Origin of the sequence: Mahella sp., from assembly GCF_020054945.1 — a bacterium.
GTDB lineage: Bacteria > Bacillota > Clostridia > Mahellales > Mahellaceae > Mahella.
The window spans coordinates 1-23630 of the sequence record NZ_JAIHAU010000040.1; the positions used below are offsets into that span (position 1 = coordinate 1).

The window sequence follows — 23630 nt, forward strand, 5'->3', positions numbered from 1 at the left end:
GCTTAACCACGGCATCTCCACAGGTGCACCGTTGCTCAATACAACAATGGTATTGGCCTGCACCTCCGATACGATCTCTATAAGTTTATTGTGGTTATCAGGCATATGCATATGCGGTCGGTCGTAACCCTCCGATTCATAGCGTTCCGGCAATCCTGCAAATACAATCGCCACATCGGCTCTTGCAGCAGTTTCTTTCACTTCGTTTAGCAACGCTTCGTCCATTTCATCGCTGTCCAGCTTATAGCCGTCAGCATATATCACTTCGGCATCTCCAGCCAGTTGTTTTATCTTTTCATAAGGTATATCGATTTCAGTTGGATTTACATGAGAGCTGCCCCCGCCCTGATATCTCGGGTTTTTAGCAAATGCGCCTATAACGGCTATGGTCCCTTTTTGTTTTAACGGCAGTATGTCATCTTCGTTCTTTAGTAGGACCATGCATTGTTCGGCCACTTTTTTGGCAAGCTCGTGATGCACTTTTTTATCATAAGTTGTATTTTCTTTCTTGTTATCAACAGCCTCAAATATCACATTAAGAAGTCTTCTAACAGCTTTGTCGAGCACTTCCTCCGATATTTTGCCGCTTTTTACTGCTTCTACTATCTTTTTATCGTTTATACCGTTGCTAGATGGCATCTCGAGATCTAAGCCCGCTACCAATCCTTTGACCCGTTCATCAACCGCACCCCAGTCAGACACCACAGAGCCTTCAAAACCCCAGTCTTTCCTCAACACCTCTGTAAGCAAATACTCATTCTGCGAGCAGTATGTACCGTTGATTTTATTATAAGCACACATTACGGTCCATGGCTTAGCTTCCTTGACAGCGGTTTCAAAGCTGGCAAAGTATATCTCTCTGAGCGTACGCTCATCTATTATGGCATCGACCGACATTCTCCTGTGTTCCTGATTATTGGCAGCAAAGTGCTTTAGCGAGGTACCCACGCCTTTACTCTGCACGCCTTTGATATGGTTGGCCGCCATTTGAGAAGAGAGATAAGGGTCTTCCGAAAGGTATTCGAAATTTCTGCCGCATAAGGGCGAGCGTTTTATGTTAGCAGCAGGACCCAGTATTATAGAAACGCCCTCGGCCAGGCATTCTTCAGCTAACGCTTCGCCGACCTTTTTTATGAGCTCTCTGTCCCATGAACATGCAAGCCCCGCTCCTGATGGAAAACACGTTGCAGGTATGCTTTGATTTATACCTAAATGATCTGATTCTTCGGCCTGTTTCCTAAGACCATGCGGCCCATCGGTCATCGTAATAGACGGAATGCCAAGCCTCTCTACAGGCTTAGTATGCCAAAAATCCAATCCCGAGCACAGACTAGCCTTTTCTTCCAGCATCATCTGTGACACTATGCCTTCGATATCTCTATCCACGATCCCAACCTCCTGTTTGTATATGATACCGCTATTATACCTCTTAATTACCGTCAGCGACAAGCCAAAAAACAAAAATCCATTAAGTTGCTGCAATATAGTTTGTTTTGTGATAATATATATTAAGAAATATTTATTCACCAAAGGAGGTACTCAATTGGAGCACAATATATTGGTAGGAGGAGCTGCCGGTCAGGGTATGGATACGGTAGCCACCATTTTGGAAAAAACGCTCAAGCGCAGCGGGTTTTATGTATTCTCTAACAAAGACTATATGTCCCGTGTAAGAGGAGGACATAATTTCACCCAAATACGCTTCAGCACGACACCCATCTATTCCCATTCCAGCAAGCTGGATGTCATAATAGCATTGGATTCGCAAACCATACAACTGCATGAAAATCGGTTGGTAAGCGGTGGTAAGATTATATGCGATGAAAAAGTAAGCCCGTCAACCGATAATATCATTGCCTTGCCATTGGCCAAAATAGCCGCTGATATAGGTAATCCTCGCGTTATAAATACCGTTGCAACCGGCGCATTATTAAAGCTTTTCGGTATACCGATGCTTCAAGCCGAAAGGTTGCTGAGCAGCGAATTCTCCGGCGCTGTTGCGGTTATCCCATGACGCCGTCGACCAGTTTAATGACATACATGGCTCAAAAATCAAACCAGATGGGCATAGTGGTGGAACAGGTCGAAGATGAAATAGCTGCCATAAATATGGCGCTTGGTGCATCTTACGCCGGCGTAAGAGCTATGACCGGTTCATCAGGCGGCGGCTTTGCCCTCATGGTAGAAGGCGTCAGTCTCGCCGGCATAACCGAAACGCCCATAGTAATAGCAGAGATCCAGCGTCCTGGGCCTGCCACCGGCTTTCCAACCCGCACCGAGCAGTCTGATCTGCGCTTTATAATACATGCCGGCCACGGCGAATTTCCCAAAATGGTCATAGCCGTGCGCAACCCCGAAGACGCATTTTACCAAACCGCAAGAGCTTTCAACATAGCTGAAAAATATCAGATACCAGTTATATTGGTGAGCGATCAGTATCTGGCCGACTATGCACAAACGATAAAGCCATTTGACTTCTCGCGCATTTCTATAGATAGATATCTGGATGATGGCAGTTCTATAGCCGAAGATGAAAAATACAAAAGGTATAAGTTAACGGATAGCGGCATATCACCCCGCCTCATACCCGGCAGCGTAAAAGGCCAGGTAATATACGTCGACAGCGATGAGCACGACGAATATGGCCATATAACCGAATCGGCCGAGATAAGGACGAATATGGTGAATAAACGCCTTAAAAAGGAAGATCTGCTGCGTCAAGAACTGATAGAACCTGAGCTTTTAGGTAAGGATAATCCTGAAATATTGATAGTAAGCTGGGGATCGCTACATGGCCCGTTAAAGGAAACCATAGGCAAGCTTGTAAATGAAGGCATATCCATAGGCGCGCTGGTATTCGGCGATATCTGGCCTTTCCCGACAAAGCGCTTGACAGCCTTGGCTTCCAAAGCAAGGCTCATAGTCGACCTAGAGCAAAACGCAACCGCTCAGTTAGATGGTTTAATAAGGCAGGAGGCCCTTATAAGCTGCGATAAGAAACTGCTCAAATACGATGGCCGTATGTGGAGCCCTGAAGAAATATATAACAGATTGAAAGGAGAGGTACTCAATGTTTGAAACATATGAAACGGCGTGGTGTCCCGGATGCGGCAATTTTGCCATATTGGCCTCGCTAAAAGACGCATTGAATCAACTTGGCCTGGATCCATCCGAAGTGGTCATATCATCCGGCATAGGACAAGCGGCCAAAACGCCGCATTATATAAACGTAAATACCTTCAACGGACTGCATGGTCGAGCTGTACCGCCGGCAACAGCTATAAAACTGTCTAATAAAAACCTGACCGTGATAGCCGAAAGCGGCGATGGAGATACCTACGGCGAAGGCGGCAATCATTTCATACATGGCATACGCCGCAATGTCAATATAGCGCACTTCATACACGATAACCAGATATACGGCTTAACCAAGGGCCAGGCATCGCCTACAACCGAAAAAGGGCAAAAAACATCGCTGCAGTTCAATGGCGTAATAGCTGAACCTGTCCGACCGCTCTTTTTAGCGCTTACAATGGGCGCAGGGTTTGTGGCAAGGGGCTTTGCAGGCGACCGCGCGCAGCTCACCGAGCTTATGAAGGCCGCTATAAATTATAATGGATACGCCATGATCGATATACTGCAACCTTGCGTATCATTCAATAAGGTAAATACATTCCAATGGTATAAAGAGCGCGTGTATCGCCTCCCCGACGATTATGACGCCACCGATTTTAGCAATGCGCTTAAAACCGCTATGGAATGGGGCGATAGAATTCCGACTGGTATAATTTACAATGTGCCTAGGGATACTTATATAGATCAGGTAGATTTCTTAAAAGATGGCCCCGCCTTGGTAGACCGCACCTTGGACCCAATGGAGGCTAAACAGCTCCTGGAGGATTTCATATAGAGTGTATAGGGAATGGCTTAAGCCATTCCCTATAGCTTTATTTTTTCTTTTCCTTTACTATATATGCTATATAGCCTTCTGTATCTTCGTTGATATCAATAACTATTTTACAAATACCCGGTGGTATATCGCTTAATGATACTTTTTCTTGGTAATCGCTGCCTTTTATCTCTTTATTCCACAGCTTATTATTATTGGCATCAACGACCGCAATATTAATGCTACCACTGGATAAAGTAGCGGAAAAATCAAAAGTATACACGTGTTTCTTTTTAACCGTTATCTCATCAACCGACGTTTTGTACCGCTCTTCATACTCACTTTTAACAAAATTTCGCTCCATATTTAGAACCTCTTCCCCGTCAGGGTCATCATTACCTTTGCACGCTACCGATAACATCGCTATCAGGAACACCAATATCAATAAGAATAACTTTTTATTAAGCATTCTCCTCATCTCCCGTTATTCTCCCATCTACTATATTTATAATTCTTTTTGTAGCGGACGCGACTTTATCGTCATGTGTTACTATGATAACTGTTTTACCCGAGGCATTTATTTCGGTCAACATATTCATTAAATCTTGGCCAGTTTTCCTGTCAAGAGCGCCTGTGGGTTCATCAGCCAATATAATATCATTATCGCTTGTCAACGCGCGTGCTATAGCTGCCCTCTGCTGTTGTCCTCCAGATATCTGCGTCGGCAATTTATCTGCAAGATTATCTATGCCAAGCATTTTTAATTTCTCATAAACGATTTTCTTTCTACGAGATTTATTTACATTCTTAGCCAGCAACGGCACCTCTACATTCTCATACACAGAAAAATTACTCATCAAGGCGAAATGCTGGAACACAAAGCTTATTTTTTCCCTTCTCACCTTATGTAATTCCTTTAGTTTCAATTTATGAATTTCATAATCATCCAGATAATACTCTCCTTCCGTCAACGTATCCATACAGCCTATTACATTTAACAAAGTAGATTTGCCTGAACCTGATGGCCCCATGACGGCTACAAATTCGCCGTCTTCAATGGTCAAATCGATGCCGTCGAGTGCTCTTGTCTCATAAGTTTCTCCTTTGTATACCTTAACTAAATTTTTTATCTTTATCATTCTATTCTCTCCCTTTAATAAGCTCCACCGGTTTCAGCCTTTTAATTATAGCAATGGGCACAATGCATGAAATTGCCACGATAACTGCCGCCACAGCAAGCAGATATACGGAAACCAGTTCCCTATGAATACTAAGCCTTATAGTTCTAAACGGACTTGTATCTTTTAGAAGGCTATAGCTCTCCCATCCATAAGCTACAATAAATGCTGCGGCAACCACTAAAATGTTCTCTGCCACTACCATCTTGATTATATCGGCTGTGCTCATGCCATTAGCATACATAATACCGTATTCCGGCCTCCTAAATAATATGGATACTGTCTCCGATGATGATACAGACAAAATTGAAAAAAAGGTAAACATCACTGCTAATAATACTTTTAATCCCATGTCCGCCTTATATGGCGCCTCATATTCGGCCAATACGGCCCTTACAGGCTTACAAAAAACCCCCAGTTTCAGCTCATTGGCCTTTGCCGAAATCTTATCGCTGATCCCTTTAATATCAGCTCCATCTTCAACAATACAAAAACACGTGTCCAGTGAGCTCAATACTGACATAGTGGCATCTATATACTCTGGGTCATACATGGCGACGAATTTATTATCCAACTTCTCTGTATCCGTGCCCAGATAATCTACATCACCTAGCCATTTCGAGCCCTTTGCCATGACCCCTGTAACCTTGTATCTTGTGCCCGTATCTTCATTTGTAAGTTCGGTGCCAATAGGAACTATATCTTTGTACTCATAGCCCACGAGCAGCGGCAAAGCACCGTCATCGCAGCGCTTAAATTCGTCCGAGCCCTCTATTACATTTACCCTGCACAGGTCGGATATGCCCTCCATTACGAACAGCACCTGCGAACTTTCCGGATGTCGTCCATACGGCGTGTTTTTATAAAGAAGCTCGTTCTTTTCAATATAGTTTTTATTATTCGCCAATTCTGTAAAACTGGCACCGAAAAAATCATAATACCCGCAGCCTTTGACGCCCTCAAGCGTATTGCCATAAGCTATGAGCTGATTCACCTTGTCTCTAAATTCGCTCGTTTCTTCTTTATAGGGGAATTGGATCTGGCAAGTCTTATCGATACCATAACTGAGTTTATCCTCTATCTCTTTCGCATGATACTGGCCTGTAAAAGCGTACGTTATCATCTGTCCAAGCAAAATAAAAGAAACTATGCTTACTATCAGGACTAATAAAGTCATAAATTTGCGGTTTAGCAAAAACTTTATGACAAATTTTAGCACATTTGCAAATCTCATAATCGTCACCCTTTCCCTATGAAATAACAGCCTGCGATGGGGACATATTTATTATCTTGTATACCGGTACCAGAATGACCGCCAGCGATGTCGCCACAATCATAGCAATCATTATAATAACGTCGCCAAATGAAGCTCCAATATATATATTGAAAACATTGCCGATAAGTTTGGAAAATATAATCTGCAAAAATACGCATAATATTGCCGCAAAACATGATATTCCCAACATCTCCCTGAACAGCATGCCAATTATCTGTAAATTAGACATGCCAAACGCCTTCCTTATGGCAATTTCCCGTTTCCTCTGCTCAATCCAAAATTCCGAGACAATAATGCAGTTAATAATTGCAAAAAAATAAATTAAAAAATAGATATTTACCGGTGACTGTGCCAGTTGAAGTTTCGCAGCTTCCGCTTGCTGCTCCTTATAATCCACTTTATATCCTTCTATTACGGCTTGAGGATCCCTTTTAAGAATATCGGCCTTGATCTGCTTGCAAACAGGATAGACATCCTCTGAATCGCTTTCAATCATCAAATCCAAGTGAGGGCTATTCAATATTTTTTGCTTCATATCGTCGCTCAAACACTCATAAAATGTAACAAGATTAGCACTAAAAGCTGGAGAAATATTGTTATCCATAATACCCACCACTTTATATCGGCTGCCGTTGATGGTTATAAACCTGTTGCCCTTATTATCTCGCGTGAGCTTTGACAAATATGAATCTCCTACCAAAACAACATTTTCGCGGGCTTTTATCTCCGCATCATCGGGCAGTCTGCCTTCTTTAAGCACATACTTCTCCTTTTCATTGTTTGTCAAAATAATGTCCATGTAAGGCATGCCTTTACTGCCTTCTGGCCATACAGCAAAATTACAGATTTTCACGTTGACCTTCCTGTCGCTTATCAAGTCTTTTATATCGTTCTTGCTGCCTTCATTTGTATCTATCTGCAAACACATGGCATATTTATAGTTATATTGCCCGTCATCATTTGCTTTCCCCAATACCTGACTATAAATATTCACCCCATCGAACAATGCCATAAAAGCTACGAGCAAACCCAAAATGATATATATGGTGGAAATCGGATAACGAAATAAATGCTTAAAACTTCTTTTCAAAACAGCAACCACACATTCATCCCCTTTAAGCTATTCAATAAAATAACTACGCATTTATCGGAAGTAGATACATCCAATGGCCATGGCTTCAGTATTACTTTTTCATCATGGCGCTCTTGCCGGGCCGTCCGGTCCGAGCAGGCGGAATACGCCACTTTGTATATCCAGCGACACGCTGCCTAATGCCTTTGCACCCCCGCGATATACCTTGGTCACGTCGTCAAGATGTATTTCCATCAAATATCCTCCTGCGATTTCGTCTTTTCTAAATATAAGACGAAAGAGACGGATTTTGGTTCATAAGTATCCTTCAATTCATAATTTTTATAACACCGAATTACAGTGGAATAAATAATAAGGCTGTACATAAAAAATGTATTTGACCGTATATTGTTTATGCCGTTTGGATTGTTTAGGATAATCTTCTAGCATAAGATTTTCAAGTCTATTTATATTTCGTCCCTTACATTTCCGAAATAGTGACTGTTCAGCGCCTCATGACCCTATGATCACAACCGCGAATGAAAATGGCATAAACTATTTTCGTAGTAGGTATATTATAGGCTTGGTAACTAATTAGCCTCCGGCTCATGCCTCCTGCCTCCATGCCTTCGACCACGCCTGTTCAACGTTGCGCTTGCAGAGCGTACAGCGAAACGTTCTAAGGTGTGCTCCAGACATATACCGATGCTTCTGCCATCTTTTTACAGAAGGCTTAACATATATGCTGAGCCGTAACAAAATCGCCTTGAAGCTAATCCTTACCGTCGCCTATGCGTCATAGTACTTGAATAGCCCCTCAAATTAAGATCTGTACAAAATAAACCGCTTAATTTATAATATACTCGTGCTTTTCAATTTATCGTAGAACAGGGATGAAAGGAAATTATATGAAACGCAAGAAAAAGAAAATACTGATAGCAGTTGTTGTACTGATAGTTTTCTGGTTTTTTGAAAATTTTATAATTGATATCACCACCACTCACATTAAAAGCACTAAAGTAAATAATACTATAACTATAGTACAAATTTCAGACCTCCATGGATACATGTTCGGTATCAACAACTCCTATTTATTAAAAATGATTGACAGGCAGCATCCGGACGTCATAGCGGTAACAGGTGATATGTTCACCAAAGGCAATGAAGGTGCCAGAAAAAGGGCTTTAAAGCTATTGAAAGCACTGTCAAAAAAATATCCCGTGTATTACGTGCGCGGCGAACACGAAGGCAGTGTTTACACAAGCAGCTTAGATGACTTCGTAGATGCCGGCATATTTGTTTTAGATTACAAAAAGGCAGATATAAAGGTAGGCGACACAGATATCAGCATATATGGCTATCCTACTTCCGGATACTACTCATCAGCCTCAGATACCCTCAAAAAGCTCGGCATGCTGGATAAATTTAGATATAATATATTGCTGAGCCATATTTTTTACAAAGAGGTTTTTGCGAATTGGGGTGCAGACCTTATACTTTCCGGAGATACACACGGCGGAATGGTGCGACTTCCGTTTATAGGACCGATAACATATCAAGGTGTTGTGTTCCCCAAGTTGAAATCTGACAAAGATATATATGATAAAGGTTTATTCAAACTAGGCAATACATATCTGTACGTAAATGCAGGTCTTGGCAATTATCCCATACCGCTTAGGCTATTTAACCGTCCGGAATTGACAGTGTTGCAGATAGATAAGGCCGATTAGCCTTATCTATCTGCGCTGTAGCGGATTGTATAAGTTCAGCCTTCTATGACCTCATTTCACTAAGACACCCCATGTTTTATTCGGACGCTCGCCCATATACAGCACCAACGTACTTCCGGCAACGATATCTTTATGTTCAAAACACGGCGTATTCAACGGTTGGCCATTCAACTCGGCGGACTGAACGTACTTGTTCTTGTTAGACGCATTCATAGCCTTTATCGTAAAGATTTTATCCCCGTCCACACGTATCTTTATCTCCTCAAATATAGGACTTCCTATATCATAAACCGGTTTGCCCGGACACACCGGATAAAATCCTATAGCAGAAAATACATACCATGAGGACATGGCCCCACCGTCCTCATCGCCGCATATGCCCAACGGCCCATCACCGTACCATACATCCATTATCTGTCGGACAATACGCTGTGTCTTCCAGGGTTGGCCAGCATAATTGTACAAGTAAGGTATATGGAAAGAAGGCTCATTGCCTTGAGGATATTGCCCTATCAACCCTGTGGAATCCGGGAATTGAGCTAAAAACCAGTACTTAGACCCATTGTATTGCTCATTGAACAACGAATCTAATCTCTCCGAAAATCTTTCTTTGCCTCCCATAAGGCCTATCAAACCTTCTACATCGTGTTGCACATGAAAGGTATACACCCACGAATTGCACTCGGTCGTATAATCTCTGCCGCCAAGTCCTCCGCCGAATTTTGGATCGAAATCCTCTACCCATCGACCATCGGCATCCTTAGGCGCCATGAACCCAATCCGCTCATCGTACAAATTCCTGTAATTTCGACTGGATTTCGAGAAATATTCATAGTCTTGCTCTTTACCTAATATTCTAGCCATCTGAGCTATGCACCAGTCATCATAAGAATGCTCCAAAGTAACGGATACTGCCTGACGTCTTTCAAACGGATGTACTTCTTTAACCGTTTCCTGCTCGCCTTTACGGAGTGCGGGGAAAAATCCCTTTTCCATATATATTTTATCCAGCTCGGTAAGCGGTCCTTTTCCCCAAGGCAGTTTTGTACATTCCAAAGCATTCTTTCTCATCGCCTCATAGGCCTTTTCTACGTCGAAATCATCGTAGCCTTTTATGTACGTATCGGTTATAAAAGCGGCCCCATGGTTACCGATCATGGCGTGATGATCCTCGTCTAGATCAGGAAATGTCGGAAGATAGCCCGTATTATCGTATATGTGCAAATAAGATCGTATCATATCCATCTGCCTTTTCGAATCTATTATAAGCTGCAGTGGGTGCATACAGCGATACGTATCCCATAAACCATCATTCACATAAAAATCATGGCCTTCGCTATCGTGAACCTTTTTATCATAATTGCTGCAATACCTGCCATATTCCGTTACATTTACCATACGCGTCATGGCTCTGTAAAGCGAGGTATAAAATATGGCGAGCTGCTTTTGAGTGCCACCCTTTACCTCTATAGAGCTCAACGCTTTATTCCATACTTCTTTAGCGCTATTCTTTACATGCTCAAAATTCCAGTCCTGTATTTCATGCATCAGATTTTGATACGCCTGGTCAACATCTATATATGATAGACCTATTTTAACCTCGATACACTCTTTATCTTCTGTCTCATAATCGACAATAAGATCAGTCCCTTCTCCATCAGAATTCGGATGGGTTGATTTATTTGTAAATGTCCTTGAAAACTCCATATATACATAATGCTTTACGCCTTTAAGTTCTCCGTGTCCTCTGATTATTTTGGAATTCGTGACTTCAAGGTCGCCAGACTTCAGTCCTTTTACGAGTATTCGAGAATTTGAAGAACGCGGGAAAGTAAAGCGATAATATATAGCGTGAGCGGTGACACTGTACTCGGTTATGATACCATAGTCCTCAAGCAGTACAGAATAATAATATGGCGTCGCAGTCTCAAAGTCATGATCAAACGATGAGGCGACTTGCCCAGATTCCCTTCCTCCGGAAAAAGGCATGATAGTAACAGCTCCTGCAGGAAAACCGAATATTCTATCGGCCAGATATCTGTCAGTTACTCCTGGGGTAAAAACAGGAGATACCTGCGCCATGCTGTGAGGAAGCATAACCGTGGGAGCTGTAGCTGTAAGCAAATGCCCGATAGCACCTATATACGGATTTACGTAATCCACATAGTCCGTCATAAAATTCATCCTCCATCTTACATAACTTTGTATTTCTATATCTAACAACATGAACATGTTATCATAAATGAAGTCAGAATTAAAGAATGATCTTTCGATAGGGGCTTCACTATTGTAACTTTATAGCCAACGATGAACCTGCTTCAATTTTTACAGTACTGTCAAATACAATATCATCTTCATTCCTGTGATAATTTGCTTCCTTATTCACATCATAAGCAATCGAGTCGATATGCCGGTTTCTTATAAAAGGCAAACGCAATGTGGCTATATCCAAATATCCATACAAAACTTTTAACTCAACCCCATCTTCCGTTCTTTCGAAAGTTCCCCATCCAGATTCCAAGGACCAGAACACCCGAAACGGCGTGTCGTCTATAACCGGATTAAATCCTATAAGACGCTTGGTCATATCGAATACAAATCCCGGATAGCTCAGGAGTAATGCATAGCTTGCCATAGACCTGGCATAATTGCTTCCACATTCAAATTCATTCCATGGATTGCGCTTTTGGCCATCATATCTTTCGCGGATAGCCCTTACCACTTCTTCTCCTTCTTTTATAAATCCTTTCTGAATGAGATGTTCCGCCGCTTGATATTCGAAACCGTTCATCGTTTCCTGAGCATATGGCACCGATATAGCTGGTTTTTTCCGCCCTGCAGGATATGAGCATATTATCATGCCACTTTCATCGTTTAGTGAGAAAACTCTGCATGGATTGAAAACTTCCCTCATCTTTTTAAAGTTATTCTTATAGACAGCATATACAGCCTTTCTAGTGTTACCCGGATCAAATATTTCTCCCAACCCTATTAAATTGGCATGCCATTGTGCCAGTACTTGGTCGATAATGCAGCCTTCTCCTACCTGATATTTGATCTGTCCTCTTTCCTCATCCCAGTACGCTTTAATTGTTGAATCCCCTATTAGAGTACCGGTTTTATCAGTATCGAAGCGTTCCAGAATCGATTTATCCTGGAGATCAATCAGATGATAATAGTATTCTCCGTTAAACAAGTTGGAGTCTGCCCATGCTTTACCACGACGGAATATGTCTGTGTATCTCTGTGCGGCTTGTTCATCACCAACATAACTTGCCATCTCTGCTCCCGCTTTTAAGGCAGCAAGATAAAAACCTGTAAGCCATGAATTGGGCCCGAAGAGTTCCATATCCAATGTATGATGCTGTCGTCCTGTCAATACCCCCATCTGTTCCGGATCCCAGCGATCTTCATTGGTATCAGCCCATGCATATTCGATAGATTTTTTTACTCGCGGCCACAGCGATTTCAACCATTCATCATCGCCTGAAATTTTCCATTCCCTGTATGTCTTTATCACTCCTCCGAACTGGCCATCGGCACATGGCCTGAAAGATGAACGCGGGCTTCCAAGCGGAAGTTGAAGTCTGAAAGACATACCTCCATCTTCTCGCATATTATATTTATAATCCAGTTCACGCATCGAACGTTCCAGCTTGGGGAATAAAAACGGCAACGCATATGCATAGTTCCATACATGCGTACATGATCCTTCACAACAGCCGCTATCGCAATGACATCCTTCAAAGCCATAAAATGATCCGTCTTCCAGGCGCAAACACGTAGGGGTTTTAAATATCGATAGGTTTGCTGATACGGCATCTATAATGGCCGATGGAAGTGTTGATGAAAATAATGCATTTTTAAAGTAAAGAGTTTGCTCATACAATCGGTCCCAATTTTCAAGGCAATATTGTGCACAAGCAAACGAGTCTTCAAACAAGCTCGCATAATAGTTCTTCCATTGCCCTTTTTGTGATGTTTGGCACCCGCAACAACTCTGTTCGCTGTTTTGAGACCAGTAGTTGGCACAGTTGGGATAATACCATGTCAAAATAAACTTCACGTTTTTAGTTTGCCCCGCATCCAATGAAAAATGCCTCGCTAAAGTGCTCATATCCACCGCATTACCCGAGCCTGTTCCGTTGCTGTATCCTTTATCTTTATAGCTCCTATTGATAAATCTACCAGGCTTATTTAAATCGCTCCAGTATATTTCCAGATCATCGAACCAGCTTCCTCTATACCAATATTCCTGATAGCTTACATCATCCATATCAGTAGCAACAGTGAGATCTCCGTAGCGTACATCATCCGGAGTAAGACCTATACAAGTCATCTTGATCCCTTGGACCGGTCCTTTTTTGGCATACTCATTATATCCGCCATTCACATTCCCCATACAGGAAACAACAGTGTAATGCAGGGTTTCATTTGTAGTATTGGTTATAGATATCTCAAAGAACGCTGCTGGTAAACTTGAATCTTTATCATTAAGCGGGATAAATGGGTTAAATGCCGTCATCTTCACATTGCCCGGAAATGTTTTGTCTATAAAGGACAGCTCTGCAATCGGGAACTCCCCTTTAAATCCCACATCCTTAAAATGCGGCACACCCGACAAATATGCTCTTGGAGGCCCAAAACCGAAGCTGTTAAAATGAGGAGCGGCATAATTGCCTGAATAAGGCGGGTATAGATCACCATTCAATATTCGGGCATCTATCACTTCATCGTCTTTTTCCACTTTTACAGCAAAATGAGAATACCCGTTAAAGCTGCCTTTGTTTGGCCTGTTTTGAATCTCCCAATCTATCAGCCGACCGTTTCCAGCCAATCCTATACATCCTGTACCTATTCCTCCCAGCGGAAATGATATTTCTTTCAGCCTTTCTTTTTCATAAATAAAATACGAATTATCCATAAATTAGACCTCATTTCATTATTAAAGCATATGCCGTGGGCTATATAGAGAATAATCTTAGGATATGTGCAAACGCTGCAGGACAGGCTATAAATTCCTCTCCTGCAGCATCTCTTTCACCTTCATGAGCCTGGTCAATGTGCTGCGCTCATTTTCATCTAGTTTCATGGTTATATATCGTATGGTTTCCTCCAGCTGTGGTATCATTATATATTCCAGCGCATTGACGCGCCGCCTGGTACGCTCTATCTCATCGGCCAGCCTCTGGCACGTCTTCTCCACCTGAGCCAGCTCCAGCATATCGGGCAATATTTCGTGCAGCCTGGCTATAGCGCTGTCCAATTCTCCGGACGTATTCGCGAATCCGTAGGGGTACATCGATACATCGGCAGAGTCATCTTCTTTATATTTTATAGAAGGTACTTCAACGCTCATAAGATTGACCATCTCAATATTTATATCCATGCGGCGCGTTGGGTACATCACGGCTTCCTCCAACATCTCCCTAGACATAACGGCGCGTGCCAGCAAAACGCTATGCAGCGCTTCGGTCAATTCCGCCTCGACCTTTTCGCGTAATTCTTTATTTTTCCTTATAAGATCCATGAACCGCCGCATAAGCTCATCGCGTTTGTCCTTCATGAGATCATGGCCGCGCACAGCGGTGGCAAGCTGGGATTTAAGACGCGTAAGCTCCATGCGCGTTGGATTGACGTTCATCTGCGGCAACGGCTACACCCCCGAGTCTGCCTTCTGGGTGTCGCCCAGATATTTATCGAGGAATTCATCTCGTATACGTCTAAGCTCTGTACGTGGCAATATGGACAATAGTTTCCATCCAATATCCAGCGTTTGCTCTATCGAGCGGTTGGCATCCCAGCCCTGCGATACGTATTCCTCCTCGAATCTGTCCGCAAATTTAGCATATATCTTATCAGTAGCGGAAAGCGCCGCCTCACCCAGTATTACTGACAGCTCCTTGGCTTGCTTACCACGAGCATAAGCGGCAAAAAGCTGGTTCATGGTATCGGCATGGTCCTCGCGCGTCTTACCGCGACCTATGCCCTTATCCTTAAGGCGCGACAGCGACGGCAGTACATCTATAGGCGGTGTAAGGCCTTTCCTGTTCAATTCACGGCTCAATATAATCTGTCCCTCGGTTATGTAGCCCGTTAAGTCTGGTATAGGGTGGGTTATATCGTCTTCCGGCATGGTTAGTATGGGTATCAAGGTTATAGAACCCTCTTTGCCCTTTATGCGCCCTGCGCGTTCATACATGCTGGCCAAATCGGTATACAGATAGCCGGGATACCCTCGTCTGCCCGGTACCTCTTTGCGCGCCGCCGACACCTCGCGCAGCGCTTCGGCATAGTTGGTCATATCGGTCATGATTACCAGCACATGCATGCCGAGATCAAATGCTAGATATTCAGCTGCCGTAAGGGCCGTCCTAGGCGTCGATATGCGCTCTATAGCCGGGTCATTGGCCAGGTTTATAAATACGCAGGCGCGCTCTATAGCACCTGTACGCTGAAAATCCGATATAAAGAAATTCGCCTCTTCAAAGGTGATGCCTATGGCCGCAAATACCACTGCAAACCGGCTCTCACCCTCCAGCACCTTGGCTTGCCTGGCTATCTGCGCGGCAAGCTGCGCATGCGGCAGCCCGGAGCCTGAGAATATAGGCAGCTTCTGACCGCGCACCAGCGTATTCAAACCGTCTATTGCCGATATGCCTGTTTGTATGAATTCGGACGGGTAATCGCGCGCAGTTGGGTTCATCGGTTCTCCGTTTATATCCATCCTTTTATCCGGTATAATCTTAGGACCATCGTCATTGGGACGTCCCAGTCCATCGAATACGCGGCCTAATATATCCGGAGATACCGCTAACTCTATGCCTTTGCCAAGAAATCTGGCCCGGCTACCGGCTATATTCAGGCCCTGAGAGCCTTCGAAGAGCTGCACCAAAGCCTTACCGCCGTCCACTTCCAGCACCCTCCCGCGACGTATATTGCCATCGGCCTCTTCTATCTCCACTAGCTCGTTGTATTTAGCACCTTCTACCTGTTCGACCAGCGCAAGAGGGCCGGCCGCCTCGCGTATGGTCCTGTATTCCTTTAGCATAGCATCCAGTTCCACGCCCTCGTCCAATGCCTGCTGGCCGCGTTTATAGTAATCCATGATAATTTTGAGCATGCGGTACTGCTTATTCATCGAGGTATAAGTATCGACCTCATCGAATGCCACCTGATGCAGGAAATCCTCGCGTATTGAGCGTGCCGCTTCCAGTACCCAGCGATCGCGTATCGATATGGCATCTATACCCACCAAGCGCACTATCTCTTCCAGCGACGACTCCTCCTGCAACAGCCTCATGGCCTGCATTCTCAAATCCATCCAATCCGGAGCCACGTTCTCGTTCATCCAATCCCGTATATTATCTATATAAAGCGAATAGCTTAGCAACCAATTTATAGCCGGGAAATGCCTGGCACGCGCAAGCTGGGCATCCAAGCTCCAGAATACCTTGACTATGCGCAACGTCGCCTGGGTCACCGGCTCGGATATGTCGCCGCCGGGCGGCGAAACGGCACCTACCGCCGTAAGCGTTCCCTCTCTCTCCTGGCTGCCCATGCATTTTACGTAACCGGTCCTCTCATAGAACTCGGCCAGACGGCTGGACAGGTAAGCAGGGTAGCCTTCTTCGCCCGGCATCTCCTCCAATCGGCCTGACATCTCGCGCAGAGCCTCAGCCCACCGCGATGTGGAATCGGCCATTAGCGCCACGCTGTACCCCATATCGCGGAAATACTCCGCTATGGTTATGCCGGTATATATGGAAGCCTCACGCGCGGCCACCGGCATATCGGACGTATTGGCTATGAGGACGGTGCGCTTCATAAGAGGCTGGCCGCTTCTCGGATCCTTTAGCTCAGGGAATTCCATCAAAACATCGGTCATCTCGTTGCCGCGCTCGCCGCAGCCGACATATACGATTATATCGGCATCAGCCCACTTAGCCAGCTGATGCTGAACCACTGTATTATGCAGCACCAATGCACCCGTCCCCCCTATGAAATTATGGGTTTCAGGCACTGTGACATCATACACGTCGAACGGACCTTCCATCTCATCTATCGCTACTATCTCATCGCAGAAGAAGTCATCGAGGTATAAACAAAGCTGGCTCAATTCTTCTGTAGGATCCCCGGTTATCTCAACAAATTTCTTAAATTTATCAGCACTCATCCTCTCACCGTTGCGCGTATAATTCGTTATCTCAATACCGGCTTTTTTTAACTTTATATAGGGACGGCCTGCCGCCTCATATACCCTTTCTATCAATTCATGGCTTACCGGCACTATATCGTGGGCTGTATAAGTCGTCCTTTTGGAAACAACATATTCCATAATAGCGCTGAACTTTAAATGATCGGCAAACTCGCCGGCCGTGAACTCATAAAAAGCACGCAGATTATCGCGCCCGCGTACAAATATACGATGCCTGCGCCCACTGTTGGCCATTGTATGGAATATACCCAGACGCGTCAGAGCATAAGAAACAGCTATCTGCAATCTTGGACTGGCTGTACTGAATTCTATCTCACCTTCCGAAAAGCTGCCATCGCCCAGATAATATCCGCGTAAAAATGCCGCTAATGCCTTGTCGCTCGAGCGCATTATAACAGGAGGCACTGATTTATGTTCCGAATTACCCGACATGCCCATAGCTTCAAATATAGAAACCAAGGTCGTGCTGAACGCCGCTACCGATGGCGTTTTCCCTGATTGCAATACGTCCCTGCATGATATGCCAAACACCTTCATAATCAGATCGTTAAATCTTTGGCGCAGCCTCGCTTCGGAATTGGTGAATATGACCGTTCCTTCATCGCGTATATGACCTTCGGCTATGAAAAGCCCCGCCAGTTCGGCCAATTCAGGCGTAACCCTTTGCGGCAGCCTTACTATATGGCCGGCACGAGCGCCGCGTAGATTATTAAAGCGCGGCGATTCCAACTTGGCAGCGGCGTATATATTGCCCACTGTTTCTACCGATGCCGTGAGCTTACCGTATATAATGCTCTCGGCCGATGCGCAGCTAAGCCCTACTACAGAATCCAAAGTACCGTTAGCCCGCATATTGCGGAGTATAACCGATATATTGCGCCACACATCATCATCCATAACGCGTGCATTCGGCGATATCTCCAACTCAAACGCGGCATCGTCGGCATCAGCTTTAAGCCGGCGCGGCGCCGCTATAAACTCGCCCGGTTTAAGATCGCGCGCTTGGGTTTCTACTATATGACCGCTATCGTCTATCCTGAAAAGCTTGTGAACGGGTGTGACCTTAACCGAACGGCCACTATGTGTGCGCACGCACAACAATGTATCGCTATTGCCCTTATACACAATCGGTGCCTGCGCCCCAATACCCACGCCATTATCCATAGTCAAAACGGATAGTGGCTGATCCAACTCTACCAATGTTTCACAGCCTTGCATTTGCACCTTTCCATGGCACAAAGCGTCCTCAAAAAGCTCTCTCATGGTAGTCAATGTGCCATCGGCCAAAACAATCGGCGTATCACCTGATACGCATTTCCCGCTTCCGAAGGGGCCTGGTATGCAAGCTGTACCACCCTTTGCCACAGGAAACAAGGTATCTATGACGCGTTGGCCGGTAATAAGCGGTCTATCGGGCGGAAGTTTGCGCTTATAAGGCCGCCCTCGACGGACAGGCCAGCGCTGCATCATTGTAATCTCTTTTATACCGCCTTTTACGGCTACCCTTGCCACCGTATCCTCTACGGTAAAATCCCCTTCATATATCTCTTCTATAGTGCCCTCTACCCCATAAGGCACCATTATGCGATGCTCTACTATAGGCGTTTCCTGCACCACACCTATTATATCGCCGGCCATTACGTGAGCCCCTTTTTCTATAGCTGGCGTAAAATGCCATTTTTTATCCCTGTCCAAAGAAGGAGCTCTTACGCCCCTCGCTATACGGTCGCCCGCCTGCTCGCGTATGGCGTTAAGCGGCCGCTGTATGCCATCGTATATAGCCTCTATGAGGCCCGGCCCCAATTCCGGCATCGCCCATGCCCTGCGCCACCACTAGCGGTCCGGAAACCTTGACTATGCTGCCTTGACTCAAGCCATCACCCTTCTTTCCCAAATAGAATATCGGCGCCTACAGCCTTTTCCACATTTCTCTTAAGGTCCTGCATGCCTATGCCTTTCACCCCTTGATTGCTGGGGATAAGCGTTATAATAGGGAACACCCTGTCCCTGTATTTTGCTATAACATTCTCTATTCCTTCAGCCATATTCTCGGTTACAAACAATACGGCGTAATCCTCTTTAGCCAGAGTATCTATGCATGCCGCAGCTTCATCAAAATTATATACGGCAAATACGTCGAGACCCAACGATCGAAAACCTACCACCGAATCTCTATCGCCTATCACGCCTACCTTATACAATTCAATACACCTCCCTAACCCTCTGCCTTATGGCATCGGAAGGCATATGGTTTATTTTGCCTACCATTATTATGCGCACTATACGCGTTTCGTTCTCTAGCGCCCACAAATATCCTATGATGGCAGCCGGGCCGAAAGGATCCGACCTGTTGTCGCGTATATAAGAGAGCAATTCGTCATCCATAAGCCTCTCATAAGCCGTAAGCCGCCCGGTACGTTCAAACTCGGCAATACCATCAACAAGGCCATCGTAATGCGTAAACCTCAGCCTGTCTATAAGGGCACCCAATGTTTGGTCCATAAGCTCTATAAAGAAGGTCTCATCGAGGTACCCTCCCGGCAAAAGCGCTTTGGCCAAAAATCGGCTGTCTTTTCCCATGGCTTTTACTCGTACAAAAGTCCTTATATTTATCATATCGGCCTGTCGCCTGAAAAGCTCCTTTACAAAATCGCTGTGCATATCGTCGGCTATGGTATATGCAGCCTCATAATACGCATTATCCAGTGTCATATCTATATCCTGAGGATCATGGTTGATTTCAAAAGCGCTTTGTGCGCGCCCTATAGCAAGCTTCAATACATCAGGTATCTCCCTGCGTTCATCTTGTAATACATATGCTTTGAGCTCATCGGGATTCACGTTACCCAATCCAATCAGTATGTCGTCGTCATGTTGCCTAAGATATCTGTCTTTGAGCAACACTTTTAAATTATGGAAGTCATATTTCAACGCCAATATATCGGCCACTGCCGGCGTTGGCGATATGTGCCGTACGAGTTCATACGCCTCTTTAAGCCTGGCATTAAGCATAATCTCATATTCATCGGCGTTTATCTGCGATGCTACGGAGCCATATGCCGTTTCGGCCAGGACACGCAGCACCTCATCCGCATTAGCGGCTGCTATCATGCGTTCTATACGGTCTTTATCCAAAAGCCTGGTCTCCAATACCCTCGTGCGCCCTACCGCATATGTAAAATCTACAGGCATCTATTCCACCTCGCCGAATAGCGTTCGCGCTATATCCGACTCCAATTCATCGCGATCCATGCGCACAAGGGCCTCTACAGAACTGTTCATCTCTATGCCGCCCTTTCTCAATACAAAACCGCCTCGAATATCGCGATGCTCTTCCGATAAAAACATAGAGCCGATTTTGCCGGCAGCCTTCAATTCCTCATTTATCAAGGCTATGAATTCAGGTGTTATACGCCCTCTATCAGAAGCAGATATGATGATCTCTTCGTCGCCGTCTATATCTGACGATAATATCCAACGCTTTATGTATTGGTTGTAATGTTCGGCATCCATGGCTTCGATACGCTGGAGCGCCTGCTCAAAGGCTTTATCTATCATTTCCTGTTTGGCCGCCAGTATGTCTTTGCGCATGCGCAACTGGGCGGCCATATGCATGCGCCGTTTTACTTCAGCGGCATCGGACTCGGCTTTGCTCAATATGCTGCTCTCAATATCATGCGCCTTCTTACGGGCTGCATCGGCTATATCATCGGCCTCGATGCGAGCATCATTGAGTATTTGTTCAGCCTTATCCCTGGCATCATCCTCTATGCGACGAATTATACTATCTATACCGGCCATTTTTATCAGACCCTTATACCCAGCGTCATCAGTAACGAAACGATAAGCGACAGTATAGCATAGGTTTCCACTATAGCCGGAAATATTATGGCTTTGCCCAACTGGCCCGGTTGCTTGGCTATGATGCCTATGCTGGCCACAGCGGCCCTTCCCTGGTATATACCAGATATCAAGCCCACTATGCCGACAGGGCAACCCGCAGCCAAATACATAAGCCCCTGTTGCACAGTAAGATCCGGTATATTGGCTCCGAATACGCCTAGCTGGGACATCATTATGACACCTATTATCAATCCATATATACCCTGCGTACCCGGCAACGCTTGCAGTACCAATGTCTGACCGAATTTATCCGGGTCCTCAGTAACCACGCCTGCTGCAGCCTGCCCAGCCAAGCTGGTCCCCATAGCCGATCCTATGCCAGCCAACAGCGTGGCTACCGCTATACCAGCAAATGCAAAAAATTGTCCTAACTCCATAAGATTAAACAGCCTCCTCGTTCTCAATGTCTGTATATTTTGTTTCTATATGGAAAGGCCTGAAGGCCTTACCTCCGCTTTCAAAGAACTTGCCAAAAAACTCTATGTATTGAAGTCGGCTGGAATGAACATATGCTCCCAAGCCGTTTATGGCCAGATTAAACAAATGGCCTATTATCAAGATTGGTATTGAAATGATAAGGTTTATACCGCTCATGCCCACCAAACCGGCCAATATATTTATAACCGTTGCTATCATGCCCGAAGCCAAGCCCAGGGCGAATAAGCGCGAATATGATAATATATCGCTTAAGAAGCCTGTTATATTATAAAGGCTGCCAACACCTGAAAAAACCTTCATAAAGATATTTTTTTGAGATCTGCCCTGAGTAACCAAAAGTATGACCACGCCCGCAACAGCCACATAAAGCCCGATCTGCGCCGCGCCTTCCAGTTGCGGTGCTGGCGTCGACAACAGCATATTCGACAACAGTGGCGCCAGCCACACCGACGCCCCTCCCAGCACCATCATCCATGACACCTGATCGAATATAGCATCGGCTACATGACCATCTTTTACACTCATATAGGCTTTTAAGCCTATGCCCACCAATATATGGACCACACCGAATATCAGGCTTACTACCATCATAAGCATGGGTTGCTCCATAGGATTAAACCACAGTGGCTTTATATGAAAGAGATCGCCGAACCAGCTCCCGAACATAGCTCCCCAAAATGCCGTCGATATGCCACATAAAGCCAACAGCATTATGAGCTTTTGCCCCATGCCCTTGGTGCGCATAAAGTGCATGGCCGCAAAAAAGGCTACAGATATCAATATGCCATAAGCGGCATCGCCAACCATAATGCCGAAAAAAATGAAGTAAAAGGGCGCCACTGCCGGTGTGGGATCGATGGAATAGGGTGCCGGCATACTGTACATTTCAGTGAGCATTTCAAACGGCCTTAACAGTTTATTGTTTTTAAACGCTACGGGAAAGGGTTCTCCCTCGACAGGGTCTTCAAAATCCAGCCAATAAGCATCGGTGATGGACGAAACCCTACCTTGCAGCTCATCCGTCCTCTCTGCAGGTACCCAGCCTGTCAATATAAACGTTTGTCTGGTGGCAGCAAAGTCAGACAGCACTTCGACGCGCTGCTTTTGTATCATAAGATAATCATTTGCCAATTTAAGATCCAGCCTATACTTCGTCAATTCCACCGACTGTCTTATAATTTCATTTTCCGAGCGTTCTAGTTTCTCCAGCTCATGCTGACATTGTTCTATATGCTGCGCAGGTTTCAGTGAGTATTCGGCCAAATCGGCATCATTCCATTCATATTGTCTAAGTATTGGCTCCAAAATCTCTTGGTCATTTTTATGGAATGCCATGAAAAGGTATGCTGTATTACGATCCTGAGAAATATTATGTATATAACAGCCTATGCCGTCTTCTTCTACAGCCTTCTTGAATCCGTCCAACAGCACAACGGGCATGGTACCCAACACAAGGCGCACGAAACGCGTGTCCCTTACCTCGCTTAAAGGTGTATCCAATGCTACCCATGGGCTCATTTGGCTTATAGCATTGTTTATGCGCATGCGTTGACCCTTTATCGAAGTTAATTCTTCATCGAAATCGCGGCATGTTTCGTAAATCTTGATGAGCTCATCTAGCTTTTGTGCCGCTGTTTTATAATCATCGGCTTTAACCAGAGGCTTACCGGTAAACATACCCTTTTTATCGGGCACGAAACGTTCCAAAAAATCCAACGTATATTTCATCCTGGATATATCGTTATCCAATTGCTCCAGCTTATCCTGCACTTGCTGCATATCTATAATGCTCTGCTGCTCATCCGAAAGCTGTTCTTTTACATCGGTTATCTCCACCAGCGACATGCGATGCAGCGTCTGCACGACGGCCTGCTCATCGCTTATCAACCCTGCCAGAGCGAGCTTCTTCATCTTGACGATAGCCAT

Annotated in this window: 17 protein-coding genes and 3 pseudogenes; 3 read left to right on the forward strand and 17 right to left on the reverse strand. The window is 45.0% G+C overall.

From position 1 onward, the window contains the following. A partial coding sequence (locus JG770_RS08090; RefSeq protein WP_291957535.1) for a glycoside hydrolase family 3 protein occupies positions 1-1386 on the reverse strand: 1386 nt, incomplete at its 3' end. Positions 1387-1543: 157 nt separating this feature from the next. On the opposite strand from JG770_RS08090, the pseudogene JG770_RS08100 reads away from it, so the two are divergent. Then, a pseudogene (locus JG770_RS08100) lies at positions 1544-3078 on the forward strand (2-oxoacid:acceptor oxidoreductase subunit alpha). Then, positions 3071-3910: a 2-oxoacid:ferredoxin oxidoreductase subunit beta gene (locus tag JG770_RS08105; protein ID WP_291957544.1), complete on the forward strand. Its 840-nt coding sequence runs from the start codon at positions 3071-3073 to the stop codon at positions 3908-3910. Before JG770_RS08100 ends, JG770_RS08105 begins: the two are co-directional and overlap by 8 nt. A 37-nt stretch (positions 3911-3947) precedes the next feature. Here the strand turns inward: JG770_RS08105 and JG770_RS08110 are convergent, their stop codons facing one another. From JG770_RS08110 to JG770_RS08130, 5 genes are all read right to left on the reverse strand, one after another. Beyond that, a complete protein-coding gene (locus JG770_RS08110) occupies positions 3948-4358 on the reverse strand; it encodes a hypothetical protein (RefSeq protein WP_291957547.1) in 411 nt (136 codons plus the stop codon). After that, complete coding sequence (locus JG770_RS08115; protein ID WP_291957550.1) at positions 4351-5028, reverse strand: ABC transporter ATP-binding protein; 678 nt, start codon at positions 5026-5028, stop codon at positions 4351-4353. The genes JG770_RS08110 and JG770_RS08115 overlap by 8 nt, the downstream gene beginning before the upstream one ends. A 1-nt stretch (position 5029) precedes the next feature. Continuing rightward, entirely contained in the window at positions 5030-6301 is a 1272-nt protein-coding gene (locus JG770_RS08120) for an ABC transporter permease (protein ID WP_291957554.1), read from the reverse strand. Between the two features lie 16 nt (positions 6302-6317). After that, on the reverse strand, positions 6318-7433 hold the full coding sequence (locus JG770_RS08125) for an ABC transporter permease (RefSeq protein ID WP_291957556.1): 1116 nt from the start codon (positions 7431-7433) through the stop codon (positions 6318-6320). 105 nt (positions 7434-7538) lie between these two features. After that, positions 7539-7670 (reverse strand): hypothetical protein, encoded by a 132-nt coding sequence (locus tag JG770_RS08130; RefSeq protein ID WP_291957559.1) that lies wholly within the window; start codon positions 7668-7670, stop codon positions 7539-7541. A 653-nt stretch (positions 7671-8323) separates the two neighbouring features. Here JG770_RS08130 and JG770_RS08135 point away from each other — a divergent pair. Beyond that, entirely contained in the window at positions 8324-9145 is an 822-nt protein-coding gene (locus JG770_RS08135) for a metallophosphoesterase (RefSeq protein WP_291957562.1), read from the forward strand. 51 nt (positions 9146-9196) lie between these two features. Here the strand turns inward: JG770_RS08135 and JG770_RS08140 are convergent, their stop codons facing one another. The 11 genes and pseudogenes from JG770_RS08140 to JG770_RS08190 form a co-directional block, all read right to left on the reverse strand. Continuing rightward, entirely contained in the window at positions 9197-11377 is a 2181-nt protein-coding gene (locus JG770_RS08140) for a GH92 family glycosyl hydrolase (protein WP_363320976.1), read from the reverse strand. 52 nt (positions 11378-11429) lie between these two features. Further along, the gene (locus JG770_RS08145; RefSeq protein WP_291957567.1) at positions 11430-14069 is read right to left on the reverse strand and encodes a GH116 family glycosyl-hydrolase; all 2640 of its coding nucleotides are present in this window, start codon (positions 14067-14069) and stop codon (positions 11430-11432) included. An 87-nt stretch (positions 14070-14156) separates the two neighbouring features. Further along, positions 14157-14789: a V-type ATP synthase subunit D gene (locus JG770_RS08150; protein ID WP_291957628.1), complete on the reverse strand. Its 633-nt coding sequence runs from the start codon at positions 14787-14789 to the stop codon at positions 14157-14159. Between the two features lie 12 nt (positions 14790-14801). After that, complete coding sequence (locus tag JG770_RS08155) at positions 14802-16196, reverse strand: V-type ATP synthase subunit B (RefSeq protein ID WP_291957629.1); 1395 nt, start codon at positions 16194-16196, stop codon at positions 14802-14804. 51 nt (positions 16197-16247) lie between these two features. Next, positions 16248-18626: pseudogene (locus JG770_RS08160) on the reverse strand (V-type ATP synthase subunit A); the annotation flags it as partial. A gap of 51 nt (positions 18627-18677) precedes the next feature. Then, positions 18678-19236: pseudogene (locus tag JG770_RS10660) on the reverse strand (V-type ATP synthase subunit A); the annotation flags it as partial. Positions 19237-19240: 4 nt separating this feature from the next. Then, complete coding sequence (locus tag JG770_RS08170) at positions 19241-19564, reverse strand: V-type ATP synthase subunit F (protein ID WP_013780265.1); 324 nt, start codon at positions 19562-19564, stop codon at positions 19241-19243. Position 19565: 1 nt separating this feature from the next. Beyond that, positions 19566-20555 (reverse strand): V-type ATP synthase subunit C, encoded by a 990-nt coding sequence (locus tag JG770_RS08175; protein ID WP_291957577.1) that lies wholly within the window; start codon positions 20553-20555, stop codon positions 19566-19568. After that, positions 20556-21164 carry a V-type ATP synthase subunit E gene (locus JG770_RS08180; protein WP_291957579.1) on the reverse strand — a complete coding sequence of 203 codons (609 nt, stop codon included), beginning with the start codon at positions 21162-21164 and terminating at the stop codon, positions 20556-20558. Between the two features lie 5 nt (positions 21165-21169). Then, on the reverse strand, positions 21170-21643 hold the full coding sequence (locus JG770_RS08185; RefSeq protein WP_291957582.1) for a V-type ATP synthase subunit K: 474 nt from the start codon (positions 21641-21643) through the stop codon (positions 21170-21172). A gap of 4 nt (positions 21644-21647) precedes the next feature. Then, positions 21648-23630: a V-type ATP synthase subunit I gene (locus JG770_RS08190; protein ID WP_291957587.1), complete on the reverse strand. Its 1983-nt coding sequence runs from the start codon at positions 23628-23630 to the stop codon at positions 21648-21650.

What these genes read in the sequence shown, in the direction of transcription:
- JG770_RS08105 (WP_291957544.1), top strand. Translation starts at nt 3,071, where the DNA reads ATGTTTGAAACATATGAAACGGCGTGGTGTCCCGGATGCGGCAATTTT.
- JG770_RS08110 (WP_291957547.1), bottom strand. Translation starts at nt 4,358, where the DNA reads ATGCTTAATAAAAAGTTATTCTTATTGATATTGGTGTTCCTGATAGCG.
- JG770_RS08115 (WP_291957550.1), bottom strand. Translation starts at nt 5,028, where the DNA reads ATGATAAAGATAAAAAATTTAGTTAAGGTATACAAAGGAGAAACTTAT.
- JG770_RS08120 (WP_291957554.1), bottom strand. Translation starts at nt 6,301, where the DNA reads ATGAGATTTGCAAATGTGCTAAAATTTGTCATAAAGTTTTTGCTAAAC.
- JG770_RS08130 (WP_291957559.1), bottom strand. Translation starts at nt 7,670, where the DNA reads ATGGAAATACATCTTGACGACGTGACCAAGGTATATCGCGGGGGTGCA.
- JG770_RS08135 (WP_291957562.1), top strand. Translation starts at nt 8,324, where the DNA reads ATGAAACGCAAGAAAAAGAAAATACTGATAGCAGTTGTTGTACTGATA.
- JG770_RS08140 (WP_363320976.1), bottom strand. Translation starts at nt 11,377, where the DNA reads ATGTTCATGTTGTTAGATATAGAAATACAAAGTTATGTAAGATGGAGG.
- JG770_RS08145 (WP_291957567.1), bottom strand. Translation starts at nt 14,069, where the DNA reads ATGGATAATTCGTATTTTATTTATGAAAAAGAAAGGCTGAAAGAAATA.
- JG770_RS08150 (WP_291957628.1), bottom strand. Translation starts at nt 14,789, where the DNA reads ATGAACGTCAATCCAACGCGCATGGAGCTTACGCGTCTTAAATCCCAG.
- JG770_RS08155 (WP_291957629.1), bottom strand. Translation starts at nt 16,196, where the DNA reads ATGCTAAAGGAATACAGGACCATACGCGAGGCGGCCGGCCCTCTTGCG.
- JG770_RS08175 (WP_291957577.1), bottom strand. Translation starts at nt 20,555, where the DNA reads ATGCCTGTAGATTTTACATATGCGGTAGGGCGCACGAGGGTATTGGAG.
- JG770_RS08180 (WP_291957579.1), bottom strand. Translation starts at nt 21,164, where the DNA reads ATGGCCGGTATAGATAGTATAATTCGTCGCATAGAGGATGATGCCAGG.
- JG770_RS08185 (WP_291957582.1), bottom strand. Translation starts at nt 21,643, where the DNA reads ATGGAGTTAGGACAATTTTTTGCATTTGCTGGTATAGCGGTAGCCACG.
- JG770_RS08190 (WP_291957587.1), bottom strand. Translation starts at nt 23,630, where the DNA reads ATGGCTATCGTCAAGATGAAGAAGCTCGCTCTGGCAGGGTTGATAAGC.